The sequence below is a fragment of the Candidatus Accumulibacter sp. ACC003 genome, assembly GCF_907163085.1.
Lineage (GTDB): Bacteria > Pseudomonadota > Gammaproteobacteria > Burkholderiales > Rhodocyclaceae > Accumulibacter.
In genome coordinates this window covers 111,783-129,560 of sequence record NZ_CAJQTX010000011.1, presented here as the reverse complement: position 1 = coordinate 129,560, position 17,778 = coordinate 111,783, and the positions used below count along the sequence as shown (strand labels likewise).

The 17,778-nt window shown below is 63.5% G+C and carries 17 protein-coding genes and 1 pseudogene; 13 read left to right on the top strand and 5 right to left on the bottom strand.

Annotated elements, in window-relative coordinates; genetic code table 11:
• The first annotated feature begins 6 nt into the window (after positions 1-6).
• The 3 genes from QZ656_RS22470 to QZ656_RS24220 all read left to right on the top strand — a co-directional run bounded on the left by QZ656_RS22470 (position 7) and on the right by QZ656_RS24220 (position 1,050).
• Entirely contained in the window at positions 7-375 is a 369-nt protein-coding gene (locus QZ656_RS22470) for an alpha/beta hydrolase (protein WP_291995475.1), read from the top strand.
• A gap of 61 nt (positions 376-436) precedes the next feature.
• A complete protein-coding gene (locus QZ656_RS22465; protein WP_291995474.1) occupies positions 437-733 on the top strand; it encodes a transposase in 297 nt (98 codons plus the stop codon).
• Positions 730-1,050 (top strand): IS3 family transposase, encoded by a 321-nt coding sequence (locus tag QZ656_RS24220; protein WP_366522222.1) that lies wholly within the window; start codon positions 730-732, stop codon positions 1,048-1,050. The genes QZ656_RS22465 and QZ656_RS24220 overlap by 4 nt, the downstream gene beginning before the upstream one ends.
• Before the next feature lie 26 nt (positions 1,051-1,076).
• Here the strand turns inward: QZ656_RS24220 and QZ656_RS22460 are convergent, their stop codons facing one another.
• Positions 1,077-1,934: a DUF4338 domain-containing protein gene (locus tag QZ656_RS22460; protein WP_291991654.1), complete on the bottom strand. Its 858-nt coding sequence runs from the start codon at positions 1,932-1,934 to the stop codon at positions 1,077-1,079.
• The gene (locus QZ656_RS22455) at positions 1,931-3,631 is read right to left on the bottom strand and encodes an IS66 family transposase (protein ID WP_291991655.1); all 1,701 of its coding nucleotides are present in this window, start codon (positions 3,629-3,631) and stop codon (positions 1,931-1,933) included. Before QZ656_RS22455 ends, QZ656_RS22460 begins: the two co-directional genes overlap by 4 nt.
• 306 nt (positions 3,632-3,937) lie before the next feature.
• Here QZ656_RS22455 and QZ656_RS22450 point away from each other — a divergent pair, with 306 nt between their 5' ends.
• Complete coding sequence (locus QZ656_RS22450; RefSeq protein ID WP_291991531.1) at positions 3,938-6,091, top strand: helix-turn-helix domain-containing protein; 2,154 nt, start codon at positions 3,938-3,940, stop codon at positions 6,089-6,091.
• Positions 6,092-6,182: 91 nt separating this feature from the next.
• Here QZ656_RS22450 and QZ656_RS22445 read toward each other — a convergent pair whose 3' ends face one another.
• The gene (locus QZ656_RS22445) at positions 6,183-7,097 is read right to left on the bottom strand and encodes a DUF4338 domain-containing protein (protein ID WP_291995473.1); all 915 of its coding nucleotides are present in this window, start codon (positions 7,095-7,097) and stop codon (positions 6,183-6,185) included.
• Positions 7,098-7,230: 133 nt separating this feature from the next.
• Here QZ656_RS22445 and istA point away from each other — a divergent pair, with 133 nt between their 5' ends.
• From istA to QZ656_RS22420, 5 genes and pseudogenes are all read left to right on the top strand, one after another.
• Complete coding sequence (gene istA, locus QZ656_RS22440) at positions 7,231-8,769, top strand: IS21 family transposase (RefSeq protein WP_291991632.1); 1,539 nt, start codon at positions 7,231-7,233, stop codon at positions 8,767-8,769.
• Between the two features lie 12 nt (positions 8,770-8,781).
• Positions 8,782-9,516 carry an IS21-like element helper ATPase IstB gene (istB, locus tag QZ656_RS22435; protein ID WP_291991633.1) on the top strand — a complete coding sequence of 245 codons (735 nt, stop codon included), beginning with the start codon at positions 8,782-8,784 and terminating at the stop codon, positions 9,514-9,516.
• Between the two features lie 160 nt (positions 9,517-9,676).
• Complete coding sequence (locus tag QZ656_RS22430) at positions 9,677-10,012, top strand: hypothetical protein (protein WP_291991634.1); 336 nt, start codon at positions 9,677-9,679, stop codon at positions 10,010-10,012.
• A gap of 284 nt (positions 10,013-10,296) precedes the next feature.
• On the top strand, positions 10,297-10,830 hold the full coding sequence (locus QZ656_RS22425) for a DUF6431 domain-containing protein (RefSeq protein WP_291995472.1): 534 nt from the start codon (positions 10,297-10,299) through the stop codon (positions 10,828-10,830).
• 129 nt (positions 10,831-10,959) lie between these two features.
• A pseudogene (locus QZ656_RS22420) lies at positions 10,960-11,742 on the top strand (DDE-type integrase/transposase/recombinase); the annotation flags it as partial.
• A gap of 112 nt (positions 11,743-11,854) precedes the next feature.
• Here QZ656_RS22420 and QZ656_RS22415 read toward each other — a convergent pair.
• Positions 11,855-12,922 (bottom strand): IS630 family transposase, encoded by a 1,068-nt coding sequence (locus QZ656_RS22415; protein WP_291991544.1) that lies wholly within the window; start codon positions 12,920-12,922, stop codon positions 11,855-11,857.
• A gap of 151 nt (positions 12,923-13,073) precedes the next feature.
• Between QZ656_RS22415 and QZ656_RS22410 the strand changes: the two genes are divergently transcribed.
• The 4 genes from QZ656_RS22410 to QZ656_RS22395 are packed head-to-tail and all read left to right on the top strand — an operon-like array spanning position 13,074 to position 16,806.
• A complete protein-coding gene (locus QZ656_RS22410; RefSeq protein WP_291995471.1) occupies positions 13,074-15,227 on the top strand; it encodes a helix-turn-helix domain-containing protein in 2,154 nt (717 codons plus the stop codon).
• 40 nt (positions 15,228-15,267) lie between these two features.
• Positions 15,268-15,813, top strand: coding sequence for a hypothetical protein (locus tag QZ656_RS22405; protein ID WP_366522221.1), 546 nt, complete (start codon positions 15,268-15,270; stop codon positions 15,811-15,813).
• Between the two features lies 1 nt (position 15,814).
• Positions 15,815-16,609 carry an ATP-binding protein gene (locus QZ656_RS22400; protein ID WP_291995470.1) on the top strand — a complete coding sequence of 265 codons (795 nt, stop codon included), beginning with the start codon at positions 15,815-15,817 and terminating at the stop codon, positions 16,607-16,609.
• Positions 16,606-16,806: a hypothetical protein gene (locus QZ656_RS22395; RefSeq protein WP_291991885.1), complete on the top strand. Its 201-nt coding sequence runs from the start codon at positions 16,606-16,608 to the stop codon at positions 16,804-16,806. Before QZ656_RS22400 ends, QZ656_RS22395 begins: the two co-directional genes overlap by 4 nt.
• 65 nt (positions 16,807-16,871) lie before the next feature.
• Here the strand turns inward: QZ656_RS22395 and QZ656_RS22390 are convergent, their stop codons facing one another.
• Positions 16,872-17,693 (bottom strand): ParB/RepB/Spo0J family partition protein, encoded by an 822-nt coding sequence (locus QZ656_RS22390; RefSeq protein ID WP_291995469.1) that lies wholly within the window; start codon positions 17,691-17,693, stop codon positions 16,872-16,874.
• Positions 17,694-17,778: the final 85 nt, after the last annotated feature.

Sequence of the window (17,778 nt, the reverse complement as noted above, 5' to 3'; positions counted from 1 at the left end):
TCACCAATGCTGATCAACCGCCGGCCCGATCTCCAGAAGATCGCCGGTTGCGACGATCCCCGGCGCGCCATGGATGTGGTGTTCGTGCACGGCCTGGGCGGCGATTCGTGGACCACCTGGATGGCCGACAAAGACAACATCGGCAGCTTCTGGCCCAACTGGCTCGCCGAGGATGTGCCGGGCCTCGGCATCTGGACGCTCGGCTACGCGGCGAGCGGGTCGAAGTGGAAGGAAGAATCCATGCCGCTCGCCGATCGCGGCAATCAAGTGCTGGACCTGCTGAGCATCGAGGGACTGGGCCAGCGTCCGCTCGCCTTCATCAGCCACAGCATGGGCGGCATCGTCGTCAAGCAGATCCTGCGCAACGCCGACTGACGTGGTCTAATTTCCCTGGACACCTCGATAGGTGGATGATCCACCCTAAGAGGAGCAATTGATGAGCCAACAACGCAAGACCTTCGACCCGAGCTTCAAGCTGCAGGTCGTTCAACTGATCAAAGAGCAAGGCCCGAGTGTCGCGCAAGTCTGCCGCGACATGAGCCTTGGCGAGACGGCCGTCCGCCGCTGGCTGAGGCAGTTTGCGGCCGAGCAATCCGGCCAGGCTGGCATCGGCAAGCCGCTGACGGCCGAGCAGCAGCGCATACGCCAATTAGAAGGGGAGGTTCGGCAACTGCGTCAGGACAACGACCTACTAAAAAAAGCGTCGGCCTTCTTTGCCCGAGAACTGCGATGAGCCACCGGCTCATCGATCAGTTGGCAGAGAAGGCCACCACCGGTGTCGCGCCGCTGTGCCGCCTCCTCGGCGTCAGTCGTTCGGGGTACTACGCCGCCGCCGCACGGGCGAGAAAACCCGCCAGCGTTTGCGCAGCAACGGTTCATCTGAAGACCGCTTTTACGGCCTCTGGACGAAGCTATGGCAGCCGGCGCTTGCAGCAGGCCATGGTTCAAGAAGGACGGCCTATCGGGCGGCACCGCGTCCGAACGCTGATGCGAATCAACGGCTTACGGCCCATCTGGAAACGCAAGTGTAAGTATTCGGCCAACCCGTAGCGCGCCAGCGCCATTGCCGAGGCGGGTTAGCGGCAGAGGACTGATCGGAAGGATCGGTGAAGGGGATAGAGCCAGATATCCTTGATCGGGAGGATCGACTTGCGGGTGGGGCACTTCTTGCCTCGGCCGGCGGTTTGGCCGACCTTGATCCAGTTGGCGGCCTGGTAGCAGGTGCCGCGATGGCGGGGCGTCTCGACGAAGGTTTCGAGTAGTACGGGGCGGTAGCCGTAGCGCGCCAGCCAGTCCTTGGGCAATTGCCGCTGCATAAGCGAGAGGATCTTGGAGGCCAGGCCCTTGCACTGGATCCAGGGCAGGATCAGAAAGCGGGCATTGTTCACCACCAGTTGCAGGTTCCTTTGTCGCTGCTCATCGTGCCAACCGATGAATTGCTCGCGCGCGGCGAGTTTCCAGGCGCTGGCGCCGAAGCTGAGCAAGGCGACCAGGGTCTCGCCGGCGAAGACGAAGTAGCGGCTCTGACTGCCCGCCATGGGCGTGTGGCCGAGATAGTGGTAGCGGGCGATGTACTCGTTCCACAGACGCGAGTTCGCCGAACCGACGACCTGATGCAGACGCAGCGGCGGCAGTTCATGCACCGGCTGGGTGAGCAACGGTTGTGGATCGGTGGCGTGAGTAGGCAGATACTCGGGTTGGCGAGGAGCGGCCCGTCGTGCCGCCGGCAGGGTGAGCAGGCCGTCGGCCTGCATACGCAGCATGGCCACCCGGCAGGTCATATCCTTCAGCTCGCCATTGGGCTTACGCCAGTCGAAGAGCTCACACACCTGGCGCGACAGTTGCGCGCGGCTGCTGCCAGGATGGGCTTCGATCAGGCGGCAGAGGGCCTGCAGTTCGTCGTCGGTAAAGTGACGCCCGCAATAAGGCTTCACGAGCTATCGATGGGACGGCTCTGATCGACCGGGATGCCACGCATCTGAGCCAGTCGATCGGTCGCCATCGCCCAGGGCAGAAAGGCACTCAAGTCCGTCGGCGGCAGGTTGCCGTTGGCGGCGCAGGCCTCCAGATACGCCGTCAGCCAGGTGCGCGGGTTGATTCCCCACAAGCGCAGCGTCAGCAGCAAGCTGAACATCGTCGCGGCGAGTGCGCCGGACCAGAGACTGCCCGACCCATAGAAGTTCTTGCGTGCGACCACCGGCGTGCGCTGTGCGCGCTCGGCGGCATTATTGTCCATCGCCACCTCGGGGCGGTCGACAAAGACGGTCAGGCCGGACCAATGTTTGCGCATGCTTCGCAGCACCTTGCTCGCCGGCATTTTGAGCGCCGGGTTCGCCAGTTCGCTTTCCCGTTGACTGGCCATTTGCGTGATCGCCTGCCGCAAGGCGCGGTCGCGTTCGGCCCACTGTACTGGGTCGCTACGGACTTCCAGGCGCCGTCCATTCAAGTGGTAGAGCTGAGCGATCTGCTCGACCCAGGCCAGTGCCCAGTCCGCGAGCTCCGGATGGGCGTTGGCCAGTTCCAGGAAATCACGCCGCTGATGTGCCCAGCAGAAAGCCAGAATGAAGTGGTCAAGGACTCGCGCGAGCTTCTTGTAGGCCGAATAGCGATCACAGATGATGACTCCTCCGGCGCTACCGGAGAGCTCCCGGATCGGCACCGCCGCCGAGCGGCTCGGGTCGAGCACGAAGTGGATGACCGATGGGCCGTGGAACACCCAGAAATACCAGCGATGTCCGACCTTCCCTTCGGTCTCGGCAAAGACCCGCCAGCGGGTCTCGTCTGCGTGCCACTGTTTCTCGCTGCGTAGTTGGCCAAGCAGTGCTTCTTCAAGCGGCTCGAACAGCGGTGCCAAGGCACGCAGTCCGCCGGCCACCGTTCCTGCCGAGAGCGTCAGTCCGTGGTCGGACAAGTCTCGCAGAAGCCGATGCGTCGGCTGGCCGTACAAGAACTTCGACAGCAGCAGGTGCACCCAGATCGACACGCCGTACTTTCCACGCGGGATCAATCGTGCCGGCGGTGGCGCGGTCAGAATACCCCGCGCGCCCGAACACTGACAGGTCCGCCGGTAGCGCCGCCGGCAGATCTTCCGGCGGTAGGCCTTGACCTCGATCTCGAGGACTTCACTGTCTTCCGTGCCGGGAAAGTCGACGTAGCCCAGACCACAGTCCGGGCAATGCGGGCAGTCGATGTCGATGACCTCGATCTGCGTCGGCAAGTGACTTTCCGGGTTCCGCCCGTGACCCGCTGCTCCCGGTTGCTGACCTCGAGCTCGCGACGATTTTTGGTCCGCCGCCGGGTTCTTCTCGGCTCCCGAAGAGCGTTCTGACTTGCGACCAAACAGGCGTTTTTGCAGATCGCGGATCTTGCCCTTGGCCTGCTCCAGTTCGCTGCGCAAGGCCGCCTCGCGCGCCGCCGCTTGCGCCATTTCCACCCGATGAGCGGCCTCCGATTGCGCCAACCGAACCAGCGCTTGTCGATGTTGGCTCCGCCAGAAGCTGGCCTCCCAGCGGAGCTTGATTTCCTGCTCCTTGGTCAACGTCACCAACACCTCGGCGAACGGCGCCACTTGGCGGTGACTTGCCGCCGATCCTCCGCCAATGATGTCCGCACCCGTGTCCATGCGCCGCATGGTGCCGGATTTCCGCTGCTGTGTCCAGTCCAGATTTCCGGTCTACCCGCCAATCGCTGACTGAACCACGCCGACCAAAAAAGCGGGGGCTACGGGTTCACCGAATACTTACACGCAAGTTCAGATTTCCTGATCCCGGCCGGGAATGTAGGTAGAATTCCGGAATTGCACGTGGCACTTTATTTTGACGGCCATGATTTTCTTATGGCATAAACCAAGCTTCGCTAGGAGTGCAAGGAGGAGCAGACGTTGAGGCAATCGTGGCTTCCAGGGTTTCCGGATGGTGCGCAGAAAGTGGGAGAAGGGTTGGCGATTCTGGAGAAGGATGGCCAAGCGATCTACTTTGTTGGGGGAGACAATTACTTCTCGCACCCCGTAGGAGACGACGCTGGCCGCAGGTTCGCTCTGACCAGCCTGATGGAGAACGGGCACGTCAAGGCGGTCGAACTGGAAAGGCCACCGCTGTGCATCCCGCACCGCACGCTGATGAACTGGGTGGGACAAAGCCGCAAAGCCGGGCCATCGTCTTTCTTTCGACCGGCGGCGGCGAGCCGGCCGCGGATCATGACGCCGGACAAGAGTGCCGAATGCGCGCGGCTGTTGAGCGAGGGAAAGCGTCCTGCCGAAGTGGCACGGCAGGTGGGCGTCCAAGAGTCGACGCTGCGCAAGGCGATCCGGCGCCAGGGCGTGCCGCAGTTGGCCGCCTTGCCGCAAGAGGCAGGGGAGTTGGAAGCGGCGAGCACCAAGAGTGAGCGCAGCCGGGCGGATGCGGAAGCCGCCGCGGGGATGGGCACCGCCTGCACGCGCGCCGACGAGCGGATCCAAACGGCGCTGGGATTGGCGACCGGTGCGACGACGCGCTTCGAAGCGAGCCACGATGTGGCGATGGGGGGGCTGTTGGCCGGCTTGCCGGCCTTGTGCGCGAACGGGCTACTGACCGGCCTGGATCGCCATCTCAAGCTGCCCCGGGGATTCTACAGCGCCTTGCACATCCTTCTCGTCCTCGGCTTCATGGCCCTGGGGCGAATCAAGCGGCCGGAACATCTGCGACAAACCTCGCCCGGAGAACTCGGCAAAGTCATCGGCCTGGACCGGGTACCGGAAGTCCGCACCCTGCGGGAAAAGGTCCATCTGCTGGCCAAGACGGGTGACCCGGCAGCCTGGATGCGGGATCTCGCGAAGCTCTGGATGGAAAGCGAGCCAGAAGAAGCGGGTTACCTGTATGTCGATGGTCATGTTCGGGTGTATCACGGCGAGCAGGCCAGGCTGTCGAAGCGCTACGTCTCGCGCGAACGCCTGTGCCTGCGGGGCACCACCGACTACTGGGTTAACGATGCCCTGGGTCGCCCGTTCTTTGTGGTTTCGCAGCCGCTCAATGACGGACTCGCCGAGACCCTGCTCAAGGACATCGTCCCCCAACTGCTGGAGATTGTCCCGGGACAGCCGACGCCGGCCGAACTGGACGCCGACCCGACCCTGCACCGGTTTGTCATGGTCTTCGATCGGGAAGGGGCCACCCAGAGTCTCCTCGGCAGACTCTGGAAACAGCGCATCGGCGCACTGACCTACCGCAAGAACGTCAAGGACCTCTGGTCCGAAGAGGTGTTTCAGGAACAGGAAGTCCATCTGCCGGCAGGCGGCAGCACCGGGATGAAACTCGCCATGCGCGAAACCCGACTCGGCACAGGCGATGGCAGCCTGGCCGTGAGCGAAGTTCGTCGGCTGACCCAGACGGGACATCAAACAGCCGTGATCACGACCGCCCGGCAACTCGGAAACACCACCATCGCTGGGCGGATGTTCGCCCGTTGGTGCCAGGAAAACTACTTCGCGTACATGATGGAACATTATGATATTGATGGGCTTATCGAGTACGGAGACGAATCTCTTCCCGGCACTCACCAGGTCGTTAACCCCCGCTGGCGGGAACTCGACAAGGCCGTCAGGCAAACCCGCCAGAGCGAAAGAAAACTGCAGGCCGCAATCGCCAGGACGGCCTTGAACGACGGCGGCGAAATCCAGAAAAACGCCGAGTCTGTCGAAGCACTGCAGGCCGTTCAGGAGGAGCTCAAGCGACTTTGCGCGGCGCGCAAGGCAAGCCCCCGAAAGGTGACGATCGACAGTCTGCCCGAGGCCGAGCGACCGACCCAACTGCCGCCGCTGAACAAGATGCTCTGCGATACCGTGAAAATGGTCGCCTACCGGGCCGAGACCGCCATGGTGGCGCTATTGCGCCGCCACTTGAAGAAGGAGGACGACGCACGTGCGCTCATTCGCGAATTGTTCGTTTCTTCCGCTGACATCGAACCGAACGCGCTAGCCAACACCCTGACCATCAAAATTCACCGGATGGCCAGCCCAGCTCATGATCGCGCTATCGCCGCGCTCCTCGAGGAACTCACCCTGCAAGATTTTCCGCATCCGGAAACCGGGGCAAGAATGACCTTCACTCTTGTCTGAAGTGCCAACCCGGTTTCCTCCGAGATCAGGAAATCTGAAGTTGTAAGTATTCGGCCAACCCGTAGTGAGCCAGCGCCGTTGGCGAGGCCGGTTAGCGGCAGAGGACTGATCGGAAGGATCGGTGAAGGGGATAGAGCCAGATATCCTTGATCGGGAGGATCGACTTGCGGGTGGGGCACTTCTTGCCTCGGCCGACGGTTTGGCCGACCTTGATCCAGTTGGCGGCCTTGTAGCAGGTGCCGCGGTGGCGGGGGGTCTCGACGAAGGTTTCGAGCAGCACGGGGCGGTAACCGTAGCGCGCCAGCCAGTCCTTGGGCAGTTGCCGCTGCATGAGCGAGAGGATCTTGGAGGCCAGGCCCTTGCACTGGATCCAGGGCAGGATCAGAAAGCGGGCATTGTTCACCACCAGTTGCAGGTTCCTTTGTCGCTGGTCATCGTGCCAACCGATGAATTGCTCGCGCGCGGCGAGTTTCCAGGCGCTGGCGGCGAAGCTGAGCAAGGCGACGAGTGTCTCGCCGGCGAAGACGAAGTATCGGCTCTGACTGCCGGCCATGGGCGTGTGGCCGAGATAGTGGTAACGAGCGATGTACTCGTTCCACAGACGCGAGTTCGCCGAACCGACGACCTGTCGCACCGAGAGAGGCGGCAGTTCATGCACCGGCTGAGTGAGCAAGGGTTGTGGATCGGTGGCGTGCGTGGGCCGATACTCGGGTTGGCGAGGAGCGGTCCGTCGTGCAGCCGGCAGGGTGAGCAGGCCGTCGGCTTGCATGCGCAGCATGGCCACCCGGCAGGTCATATCCTTCAGCTCACCATTGGGCTTGCGCCAGTCGAAGAGCTCGCACACCTGACGCGAGAGTTGTGCGCGGCTGGCGCCGGGAGGGGCCTCGATCAGGCCGCGGATCGTCTGCAGTTCGTCGGCGGTGTTACGTCCGCCGCTCTCCCGGGTCTGACGGCGCGCTTCATCCCGAGAACGGTCAGGGTGCGTATTCCACACCAAACTGGACACCGATTCCAGACGAAACTGGACAGTGATTCCACGGCAAACTGGACACCGATTCCAGAGCAAACTGGACAGTCATTTGTAATATCGTAGCGCGCGGGATAACCGTGGCACCCTCGGGAGATTTGCCGAGGCCCACATGGCGAATAGCAGGCTATCCATGCGCAAGATTCTTGACGTTTTACGGCTGTCCCTTGAGGGCGGCCGCAGCCACCGCGAGATCGCCCGGGCGACCCACGCCTCACCGACGACCGTCGGCGATCTCCTCCGTCGTGCGAAGCTCTACGGCGTCACCTGGCCACTGCCGGCGGGAATGAGCGAGCCGGAGCTGGAGGCGCAGCTGTACCCGCCGGCGGCACCGTCGAACCAGACCCGCCCCGAACCCGATTGGCCGGTCGTGCACCGCGAACTGCGGCGCAAGGGCGTCACCCTCGACCTCCTCTGGCAGGAATACAAGACCGAACACCCGGCCGGCTACCGCTACAGCGGCTTCTGCGCCCTCTATCGGCAGTGGGTCGGGCGGCTCTCGCTGAGCCTGCGCCAGACGCACCCCCCGGGCGAGAAACTGTTCGTCGACTACGCCGGCCAGACGGTGCCGATCACCGACCCGATGAGCGGTGAAATCCGGCTGGCGGCGATCTTCGTCGCCGTCCTCGGCGCCTCCAACTACACCTACGGCGAAGCCACCTGGAGCCAGAGCCTGCCGGACTGGATCGGCAGCCATGTGCGCACCTTCGAACACCTCGGCGGCGTCACCGCCCTGATGGTGCCCGACAACCTCAAGAGCGGCGTCACCAGCGCCTGCTACTACGAGCCCGAACTCAACCCGACGTACCGCGACCTGGCCACCCATTACGGCACCGCGGTTCTCCCCGCCCGGCCGCGTCGCCCGAAAGACAAGGCCAAGGCCGAAGCTGGGGTGCTTCTGGTCGAGCGCTGGGTCCTGGCGCGTCTGCGCCACCAGCGTTTCTTCAGCCTGGCTGAGCTCAACCGCAGCATCGCCGAACTGATGACCCGGCTCAATAACCGTCCGTTCAAGAAGTTGCCCGGCTGCCGCCAATCGGCCTTCATCGAACTCGATCGGCCGGCTTTACTGCCCTTGCCGGTGACGCGTTACGAGTTCGCCGAATGGAAAGTCGTCAGGGTCGGCATTGATTACCACGTCGAGCTCGTCGGCCACTACTACTCGGTGCCCTACCGCTTCGCCCGCGAGCAAGTCGATAGCCGGCTGACGGCGAGTACCGTCGAACTGTTCCATCGCGGCACGCGCATTGCCAGTCATGTCCGCAACGACGCCCGCGGCCGGCACACCACCGTCGATGCGCACATGGCGCCGGCCCACCGGGCGGTACAGGGCTGGAATGCCCCGCGCCTACTCGACTGGGCCGGGCGTATCGGGCCGCATGCCCAGGGCGTCGTGCAGAGCCTTCTGCATCAACGCCGCCATCCGCAACAGGCCTATCGGGCGTGCCTGGGCATCCTGCGCCTGGGCCAGGCCTACGGGGACGAGCGCCTGGAAGCTGCCTGCGAGCGGGCCATCGCTATCGGGGCGACGTCCTACAGCAGCCTGAAATCGATCTTGAAGAACGGCCTGGACAAGCAGCGGGTGAGCGCACCCGCCCAGACCCATTTACCTCCGGAGCACGCCAATGTGCGTGGCCCCGGTTACTACCACTGAAGGAGCTTTGCCATGCTGAATCATCCGACCGTCGAGAGACTCCACCAACTGCGCCTGCCGGGCATGGCCCGGGCCTTGGCCAGCCAGGCGCAAAGCCCCGAGATCGACCAGTTGTCGTTCGAGGAGCGCCTCGGGCTGCTGGTCGACTGCGAGGCGGCCGAACGCGAGTCGCGACAGAATGCGGCGCGTCTGAAACGCGCCGGGTTGAAACAGGCGGCGACGCCAGAGGATGTCAATTTCCGGCATCCGCGCCGACTCGACCGGGGGCTGTTCGCCCGCTTGATGACCGGGCGCTGGGTGAGCGATCACCAGAACGTGCTGATCTGCGGGCCGACGGGGATCGGCAAGACCTATCTGGCGTGCGCCCTGGCCAACCAGGCGTGCCGGCAGGGGCATTCGGTCCTCTATGTGCGTTTGACGCGTCTCTTGCCGGCGCTGGCGATCGGCCGCGGCGATGGCAGTTATCTGAAGTCGCTGGCGCAGTTGGCCAAGACCGAGGTCCTGGTGATCGACGAATGGGGGCTGGCACCGCTCTCCGACGAGAGCCGCCGCGATCTCCTGGAGATCTTCGATGACCGCCACGGGACGCGCTCGACGATCATCACCAGCCAGCTGCAGGTCGAGCATTGGCATGCGTCGATTGGCGATCCGACGCTGGCCGATGCGATCCTCGACCGGCTGGTCCATCAGGCACATACGCTGGACCTCGATGGCGAATCGTTGCGCAAGCCCGAGACGCCGGTATGAACGCCTCAGCAAGCCCAACAAGTTACCCACCGCCGCCCGCCAGCCCGCCTGCTATAGAAGGAGCGCAGCCTGGCGGGCGGCCGTGGATAACTCTGCGCGGTGCCACTCGTTGCGCCCAAAGCGCCCCACGGCCTGTGCCCTCGATTGCTGCGCTGCTGGCATGGCAACCCCTCCATCAAACCGTTACTGCGTAACGCTCAACAGGACCATCAACATGGCAAAAACTAATGCTCAACGGCAATCGGACTATCGCGTTCGTCACTTGAAAGATGTGGACGGCCAGGCCGAGCGGCTGAATCTGCTGGTCAATCTTCACGCCAAGCGTGCCTTGGAGCGCCTGGCGGCGTGTTACGCAGTAACGCAACGTGAGGTCCTTGAAAGCCTGCTTCGGGAGGCTGACCACGCCGCTTTGAAGCGCGCGGCGCGGGTTCCGAATGGAGAGACGGACTACTACGAAAAGCGCCTTCTATTGGCCAAAGAAGCCGTTACGCAGTAACGCCAAGCGGTTGCCTTTGCATGCCAAAAACTTGACCACAAGACGAGGCTCAGAGTAAAACCTTTTAACCCCGCGTCGCTACGCTCCGACTGTCCAGATTGACGTGGAATGGGTGTCCAGTTTGCCGTGGAATCGGTGTCCAGTTTGCGTGGAATACACAGTCAGGGCGAAAGAAGGCGGCCTGCCTGAAGGATGTTGGGACGAAGTGAACGAAAGAAGGGCCGGGACAACTCTGCTATCGTGGGAAGTTATCAAGACAAACCACACAGCAAAGCGCCCAGCCCATGCAGCGAATTGTAGCCGGCATCGAGACGATCGAGCAGCATCTTGAGGCCATCAAGCAAACCCCCGAAGCGTATCGCCCGCCGTGCTGCCCGCATTGCGGCCTGAAGATTCTCTGGCAGCACGGGCACTACGAGCGCAAGGCTGACCGGCGAGCCGGGCAGGATTCACTCAATCCGGTGCCGATCTGCCGCTACTGTTGCTCTGGATGTCGGCGCACGTGTTCGCGTCTGCCGGCGTGCATCGCGCCGCGCCGCTGGTATGACTGGTCAGTGCAGCAAGCGGTCCTGGCACAGCGGCTGAGCGGTGCGCCCGATCGCCCCGGCGCACCCGGCGCGGCGCCCGAGCGGCGCACCGCCGGCCGCTGGTGGGCCTGGCTCCAGGAGCGCAGCCTGCTGTTCGCGTTTCACCTGCGCGCCCGCTTTGCCGACCTCGGGCGGACGGTCGACGGCAGCGCTTTCTGGCGCCGGGTGTTCGAATCGATCGGCCTGGCACAGGCCATGACCTGGCTTGATCGGCAGATCAGCGTCCCGTGATGAACTGATTCCGAACGAGCGGCAGACGGTGAGGTCCCCGCCCGGGCGGGGACCCCACACAGTTTGCTCCTGTCATTAGAACGGCCGTTCTGGTTTGATCACCGCTCCGATTTATCACCAGGAGTGGTTATGAACCCGATTGATCCGAAAGCCCTGTTTCGCCTGTCCGTTCTCGGTCCCCTGATCAGCCGCGAGCGGCTGGAACGTGGCGAACTGCAACAGCTCCTCCGGGAGCTGGCCAGCCGCGAGTACGCCATCCCCGGCAGCCGTCGGCGCTATCTGAGCGAGAAGACGATTCAGGCGTGGTACTACGCCTGGCGCCTCCGCCAGCTTGACGGCCTGACGCCCAAGCCACGCGCCGACCGCGGGCAGTCGAAGCTCCCGGCCGCCACCCAGGCGGCCATTCTCGCCGCCAAGCGCGACAACCCGCGGCGCTCGCTGTGCCAGATTCGACAATTGCTCGAAGCCACCGGCACCGTCGCCCGTGGCCGCCTGGCCCGGTCGACCATTCACCGTCTGCTGCAGCAGCACGGCCTGTCACGGATCACCGGCTCGGCCAGCCTGCCCGAGGAGAAACGCAGCTTCGTCGCCGCGACAGCGGGGGCGATCTGGTACGGCGACGTGATGCACGGCCCACGCGTGCCGATCGACGGCAAACTCGCCAAGAGCTATCTCGTATCGCTCTTCGACGACGCCTCCCGGCTGCTCACGCACAGCGCCTTCTGCCCCGGAGAAACCGCCCTGGATATCGAAGGCGTGCTCAAGCAGGCGGTGCTCAAGCGCGGCATTCCGCTCAAGCTGGTGGTCGATAACGGCGCCGCCTACCGCGCCGAGACGCTGCAAGGGATCTGCGCCCGGCTCGGCATCCATCTGATTCACTGTCGGCCGTACGCGCCCGAGGGCAAAGGGAAGTTCAGATTTCCTGATCCCGGCCGGGAATGTAGGTAGAATTCCGGAATTGCACGTGGCACTTTATTTTGACGGCCATGATTTTCTTATGGCATAAACCAAGCGTCGCTAGTGTTTAATTGCATAGATTAACGATAGTATTCCGCAGCTGCGCGCCCTTGACCTCTCGCTTTCGCCAGGCGAATGGGGCGGCGTTCTGGTTGTAAGCCGCGGTGAAGCTGTGAATGGCGGCAACGAGTTGATCCAGGCTCGAGAAGCTGGCGTTTCTCAGGGTCTTGCGCTGGAAGATGCCGAACCAAATCTCCACTTGGTTTAGCCAACTGGCGCTGGTGGGCGTGAAGTGAAAGGTGACGTTGGGGTGAGCGGCGAGCCACTCGTCGTTTTTCTTGTGCGTGTTGAGGTTGTCCAAGATGACGTGGATCTCACGGTCGACGGGTTCATCAGCGATGGTCTCCTCCATGAAGGCCTGGAAATCAGCGCGCTTCTTGGTTAGGGTAGTCTTGCCTCGAATGACGCCGGTGGCCACTTCGAGGGCGGCGAACAGGTTGACCGTGCCATGGCGTTTGTAGGTGCTTTTCAGTCCCTGAACCACCTTTCCGCTACTGGTTTGGACATAGCCGCGCCGACGCTCCAGAGCCTGGATCGAGGGTTTCTCGTCGACGCTCAGGACCAGCGCGTTTTCAGGTGGGTTAAGGTACAACCCGATGACATCCGCTGCTTTGGCGGCGAACTCTGGGTCCGTGCTCACGCACCAGGAGCGATGCCGCTGCAGCTGGATGCCCTCCCGACGCAACACGCGCCACACGGCATCGTCCGATACTTCCAGCGCCTTCGCCAGCGAACCACCATCCCAACTTGCCATACCTTCCGGCGGTGTCCGTTCGAGTTGCGCCAGAATGCGGTCACGCAGATCCTGCCCGTACTTCGCCGGCTTGCCCGGCCGCGCAGCATCACGCAAGCCCGACAAACCATGCTCGGCAAAGCGCCGACGCCACAGCCCCACCGTGTTCGCACGTACGCCAACTGCGCGGGCAACCTCGTCGTTTCGCAGACCCTCCAAACAACCCAGCACGATTCTCGCTCGCTCGGCCAAGCGAACCTCGCCACTGCGACTCCGTGACATACGCTCCAATTCCTCCTTCACCTCCGCTGTGCAAGACAGCGCCACCGCCACACGTCCCACCACATCTCCTCCACCACGAAGCAATGGAGAAGCATGATAGTTACTACCGGTTAATAATGCAATTAGACACTAGGAGTGCAAGGAGGAGCAGACGTTGAGGCAATCGTGGCTTCCAGGGTTTCCCGATGGTGCGCAGAAAGTGGGAGAAGGGTTGGCGATTCTGGAGAAGGATGGCCAAGCGATCTACTTTGTTGGGGGAGACAATTACTTCTCGCACCCCGTAGGAGACGACGCTGGCCGCAGGTTCGCTCTGACCAGCCTGATGGAGAACGGGCACGTCAAGGCGGTCGAACTGGAAAGGCCACCGCTGTGCATCCCGCACCGCACGCTGATGAACTGGGTGGGACAAAGCCGCAAAGCCGGGCCATCGTCTTTCTTTCGACCGGCGGCGGCGAGCCGGCCGCGGATCATGACGCCGGACAAGAGTGCCGAATGCGCGCGGCTGTTGAGCGAGGGAAAGCGTCCTGCCGAAGTGGCACGGCAGGTGGGCGTCCAGGAGTCGACGCTGCGCAAGGCGATCCGGCGCCAGGGCGTGCCGCAGTTGGCCGCCTTGCCGCAAGAGGCAGGGGAGTTGGAAGCGGCGAGCACCAAGAGTGAGCGCAGCCGGGCGGATGCGGAAGCCGCCGCGGGGATGGGCACCGCCTGCACGCGCGCCGACGAGCGGATCCAAACGGCGCTGGGATTGGCGACCGGTGCGACGACGCGCTTCGAAGCGAGCCACGATGTGGCGATGGGGGGGCTGTTGGCCGGCTTGCCGGCCTTGTGCGCGAACGGGCTACTGACCGGCCTGGATCGCCATCTCAAGCTGCCCCGGGGATTCTACAGCGCCTTGCACATCCTTCTCGTCCTCGGCTTCATGGCCCTGGGGCGAATCAAGCGGCCGGAACATCTGCGACAAACCTCGCCCGGAGAACTCGGCAAAGTCATCGGCCTGGACCGGGTACCGGAAGTCCGCACCCTGCGGGAAAAGGTCCATCTGCTGGCCAAGACGGGTGACCCGGCAGCCTGGATGCGGGATCTCGCGAAGCTCTGGATGGAAAGCGAGCCAGAAGAAGCGGGTTACCTGTATGTCGATGGTCATGTTCGGGTGTATCACGGCGAGCAGGCCAGGCTGTCGAAGCGCTACGTCTCGCGCGAACGCCTGTGCCTGCGGGGCACCACCGACTACTGGGTTAACGATGCCCTGGGTCGCCCGTTCTTTGTGGTTTCGCAGCCGCTCAATGACGGACTCGCCGAGACCCTGCTCAAGGACATCGTCCCGCAACTGCTGGAGATTGTCCCGGGACAGCCGACGCCCGCCGAACTGGACGCCGACCCGACCCTGCACCGGTTTGTCATGGTCTTCGATCGGGAAGGGGCCACCCAGAGTCTCCTCGGCAGACTCTGGAAACAGCGCATCGGCGCACTGACCTACCGCAAGAACGTCAAGGACCTCTGGTCCGAAGAGGTGTTTCAGGAACAGGAAGTCCATCTGCCGGCAGGCGGCAGCACCGGGATGAAACTCGCCATGCGCGAAACCCGACTCGGCACAGGCGATAGCAGCCTGGCCGTGAGCGAAGTTCGTCGGCTGACCCAGACGGGACATCAAACAGCCGTGATCACGACCGCCCGGCAACTCGGAAACACCACCATCGCTGAGCGGATGTTCGCCCGTTGGTGCCAGGAAAACTACTTCGCGTACATGATGGAACACTATGATATTGATGGACTTATCGAGTACGGAGACGACTCTCTTCCCGGCACTCACCAGGTCGTCAACCCCCGCTGGCGGGAACTCGACAAGGCCGTCAGGCAAACCCGCCAGAGCGAAAGAAAACTGCAGGCCGCAATCGCCAGGACGGCCTTGAACGACGGCGGCGAAATCCAGAAAAACGCCGAGTCTGTCGAAGCACTGCAGGCCGTTCAGGAGGAACTCAAGCGACTTTGCGCGGCGCGCAAGGCAAGCCCCCGAAAGGTGACGATCGACAGTCTGCCCGAGGCCGAGCGACCGACCCAACTGCCGCCCCTGAACAAGATGCTCTGCGATACCGTGAAAATGGTCGCCTACCGGGCCGAGACCGCCATGGTGGCGCTATTGCGCCGCCACTTGAAGAAGGAGGACGACGCACGTGCGCTCATTCGCGAATTGTTCGTTTCTTCCGCTGACATCGAACCGAACGCGCTAGCCAACACCCTGACCATCAAAATTCACCGGATGGCCAGCCCAGCTCATGATCGCGCTATCGCCGCGCTCCTCTATGAACTCACCCTGCAGGATTTCCCGCATCCGGAAACCGGGGCAAGAATGACCTTCGCCCTCGTCTAAAGTGCCAACCCGGTTTCCTCCGAGATCAGGAAATCTGAAGTTGGAGCGCTGGCACCGCCGCTGCCGCGATCAGTTTCTCAGCGAACTCGATGAGCGCCATATCGCCAGCCTGGACGATCTCAATGCTCGCCTGTGGGCCTGGCTTGAACAGGTCTATCACCGCAGCCCGCACGCCGGTCTCGCCGGCATGACGCCGTTGGCGCGTTACCAGCAGGACCTGTCCAGGATTCGTCCGTTGGGGCCGTTGGCGGCAAGCCTCGATGCCCTGTTCCAGCATCGCGTCACGCGACTGGTCAGGAAGGATGGCACGGTATCGTATCAGGGACAACGCTTCGAGGTGCCCTTTGAACTGTCGGGCAAAACGGTGTCTCTGGTGGTCGATCCGCATACCGAGACGGTGATCGGCGTCGAGGACGAGAAAGGGGAATCGATCGGTGCGGCGGCGCCACTCGATGCGCTGGCCAATACCACGCGCCAACGACGCCAGCCTGACCCAGCGGACGCTAGCCCGCCCCAGAAAGGGACGAGCGGCCCGAATCTGATCGAGCAGATCTATCAGCAGTACTACGACCCCGAAGGAGAGTGAGGTGGACCTTCAACACTTTGGTTTGCGGCATCCGCCGCTGGGCAAGCAAGCGGCCGAGCTGTGGGATGACGGTACGCTGGGACAGTTGGCCGAGCGCTTTGCGTGGTTGTTGCACTCGCCCGGGGTCGGGCTGATCACCGGCGAACCGGGGGTGGGCAAGACGGCGGCCTTGCGCCAATTGACCCGTGGCCTGAATCCGCATCGTTATCAGGTGATCTATCAGGCGGAGACGGACTTTGGTCGGCTGGATATCTACCGCGGTCTGGCACGGGCGCTGGGCGTCGAGCCGGGGTATCGGCGGGCGCAGCTGTGGCGCGATCTGAAGGAGCGGATTCTGCAGTTGGTCGATAGCCGTCAGCTGATGCCGGTGTGGATCATCGATGAGGCGCAGAATCTGCCGCCGGAGTTCTTTCGGGATTTGCCGGCCTTCCTCAACTTCGCCTTCGATACGCGCGATGTGATGGCGGTCTGGTTGATCGGCCATCCGACACTGGCGCAAACGCTGGAGCGGGCACCGTACGCGGCGCTGGCGGGGCGAATTCAGGTGCGCGTGCAGCTCAAACCGGTGCTCGAACGCGAGCGCTTCGCGCAGCTGATCCAGCACAGTTTGAAGAGTGCCGGTTGTACCAGTACGCTGCTCAGCGATTCGGGCCTGGAGATCGTGCGCCAGGTGAGCAAGGGCTTGCCGCGGCACGCCGGGCGAATTCTGCGCACGGCGATGCGCCTGGCGGTGCCGCGTGGCCTGAATCATTTGCCCGACAATCTGTTGCAGTTGGCGATCGAGGAATTGCGATGAAGCGCCGCTCTGCCGAGCCGCTATTCCCCGACGGCCTCTCCGATGAAAGCGTGGCCGCGCTCAGCCACTTCCTTCACCAACTCGCCGTCGCTTGCGAAAGCCGCTATGCCGTACAGCTACGCCGCTACCACCAGCGGCAGATGAATCTGTACGACCCCGAAGAGCCTTGGCGGTTGCCGCTGCTGCCGCCTCGGTAGGGCCTTCATCCCACGTTGCCGCCGGGATCACTCTTCCGGTTGCAGCATGGGACTCGGCCATCGTTTCAACCTCGAAAAGCTTGGGCCGAGGAGTCTGGATTAGGGCCGGACGTAACAGCGCCCACCGCGTCGAGAATGCGGATGTCGGCCAGGACTTCGCCTTCCGGACCCTCGCGCAGGCTCTCGGCGCTCTTCTCGTCGGCTTTGGCGGTCAGCGAATTGAGCAACAGCTGTGGGGCCTCGACCATCCGCTCGCGCACCGTCCGCGAAGCGCCTTGATAGTGCGCGAACCAGGTCGCCAGCTGGCGGGTCGTCAGCGGCGTCGTGCGCAGGCTGGCCAGTAGTTGTTCGGCGTGGGCGCTGTTGGCGCGCGCCAACGGGCCGAGAATCCGGACCGCCGCCCAGGTGGAGACCTTTCCCTGGCGTACCGCCGTCAACACCGCATCCGAGAGCACCGTCACCAGTTGCAGGCGGCGACTGACCCAGCTCACGTCGCGGCCGCAGCGGCGGGCGATTTCATGCTGGCTCAGGGGGCCGCTGGCGATCAGTTCGCGCAGCAGCAGCGCTTCTTCGATCGGCGCAAACGCGCGGCTGCGGGTTCGTGCCAACACGCCCAGCAGGCCTTGCACCGGATCGCCGTCCCAGCATTCGACCTCGGCCGTATCCCGGCCGAGTTGCCGTAACGCGGCGACGCGTCGATAGCCGTCGAGCAGGATCGCCGAGTTGCCCTCGCCGGCGACCGCGATGCACGGGACGAGCTGGCCATTGACCGCGATCGACTGGGCCAGACGCGTGATCGCCGCCGTATCCAGCACGCGAAGCTCAGCGTAGCGCAACTCCAGGCGGTGCAAATCCAGAGTCTGAGCCGTAGCGGCCGTGTGATCCATGCGCTTGACCTCCTATGGCATCCAGCCTAGCGAGGCGACCGCCGCAAGGCGATCGAGTCCTCTCTTTGCAAGCCGCGGCAGGGGC

Excerpts from the sequence above, each read along its gene's own strand:
- QZ656_RS22470 (WP_291995475.1), top strand. The coding sequence starts at position 7 with ATGCTGATCAACCGCCGGCCCGATCTCCAGAAGATCGCCGGTTGCGAC.
- QZ656_RS22465 (WP_291995474.1), top strand. The coding sequence starts at position 437 with ATGAGCCAACAACGCAAGACCTTCGACCCGAGCTTCAAGCTGCAGGTC.
- QZ656_RS24220 (WP_366522222.1), top strand. The coding sequence starts at position 730 with ATGAGCCACCGGCTCATCGATCAGTTGGCAGAGAAGGCCACCACCGGT.
- QZ656_RS22455 (WP_291991655.1), bottom strand. The coding sequence starts at position 3,631 with ATGCGGCGCATGGACACGGGTGCGGACATCATTGGCGGAGGATCGGCG.
- istA (WP_291991632.1), top strand. The coding sequence starts at position 7,231 with ATGGCGAATAGCAGGCTATCCATGCGCAAGATTCTTGACGTTTTACGG.
- istB (WP_291991633.1), top strand. The coding sequence starts at position 8,782 with ATGCTGAATCATCCGACCGTCGAGAGACTCCACCAACTGCGCCTGCCG.
- QZ656_RS22430 (WP_291991634.1), top strand. The coding sequence starts at position 9,677 with ATGGCAACCCCTCCATCAAACCGTTACTGCGTAACGCTCAACAGGACC.
- QZ656_RS22425 (WP_291995472.1), top strand. The coding sequence starts at position 10,297 with ATGCAGCGAATTGTAGCCGGCATCGAGACGATCGAGCAGCATCTTGAG.
- QZ656_RS22395 (WP_291991885.1), top strand. The coding sequence starts at position 16,606 with ATGAAGCGCCGCTCTGCCGAGCCGCTATTCCCCGACGGCCTCTCCGAT.
- QZ656_RS22390 (WP_291995469.1), bottom strand. The coding sequence starts at position 17,693 with ATGGATCACACGGCCGCTACGGCTCAGACTCTGGATTTGCACCGCCTG.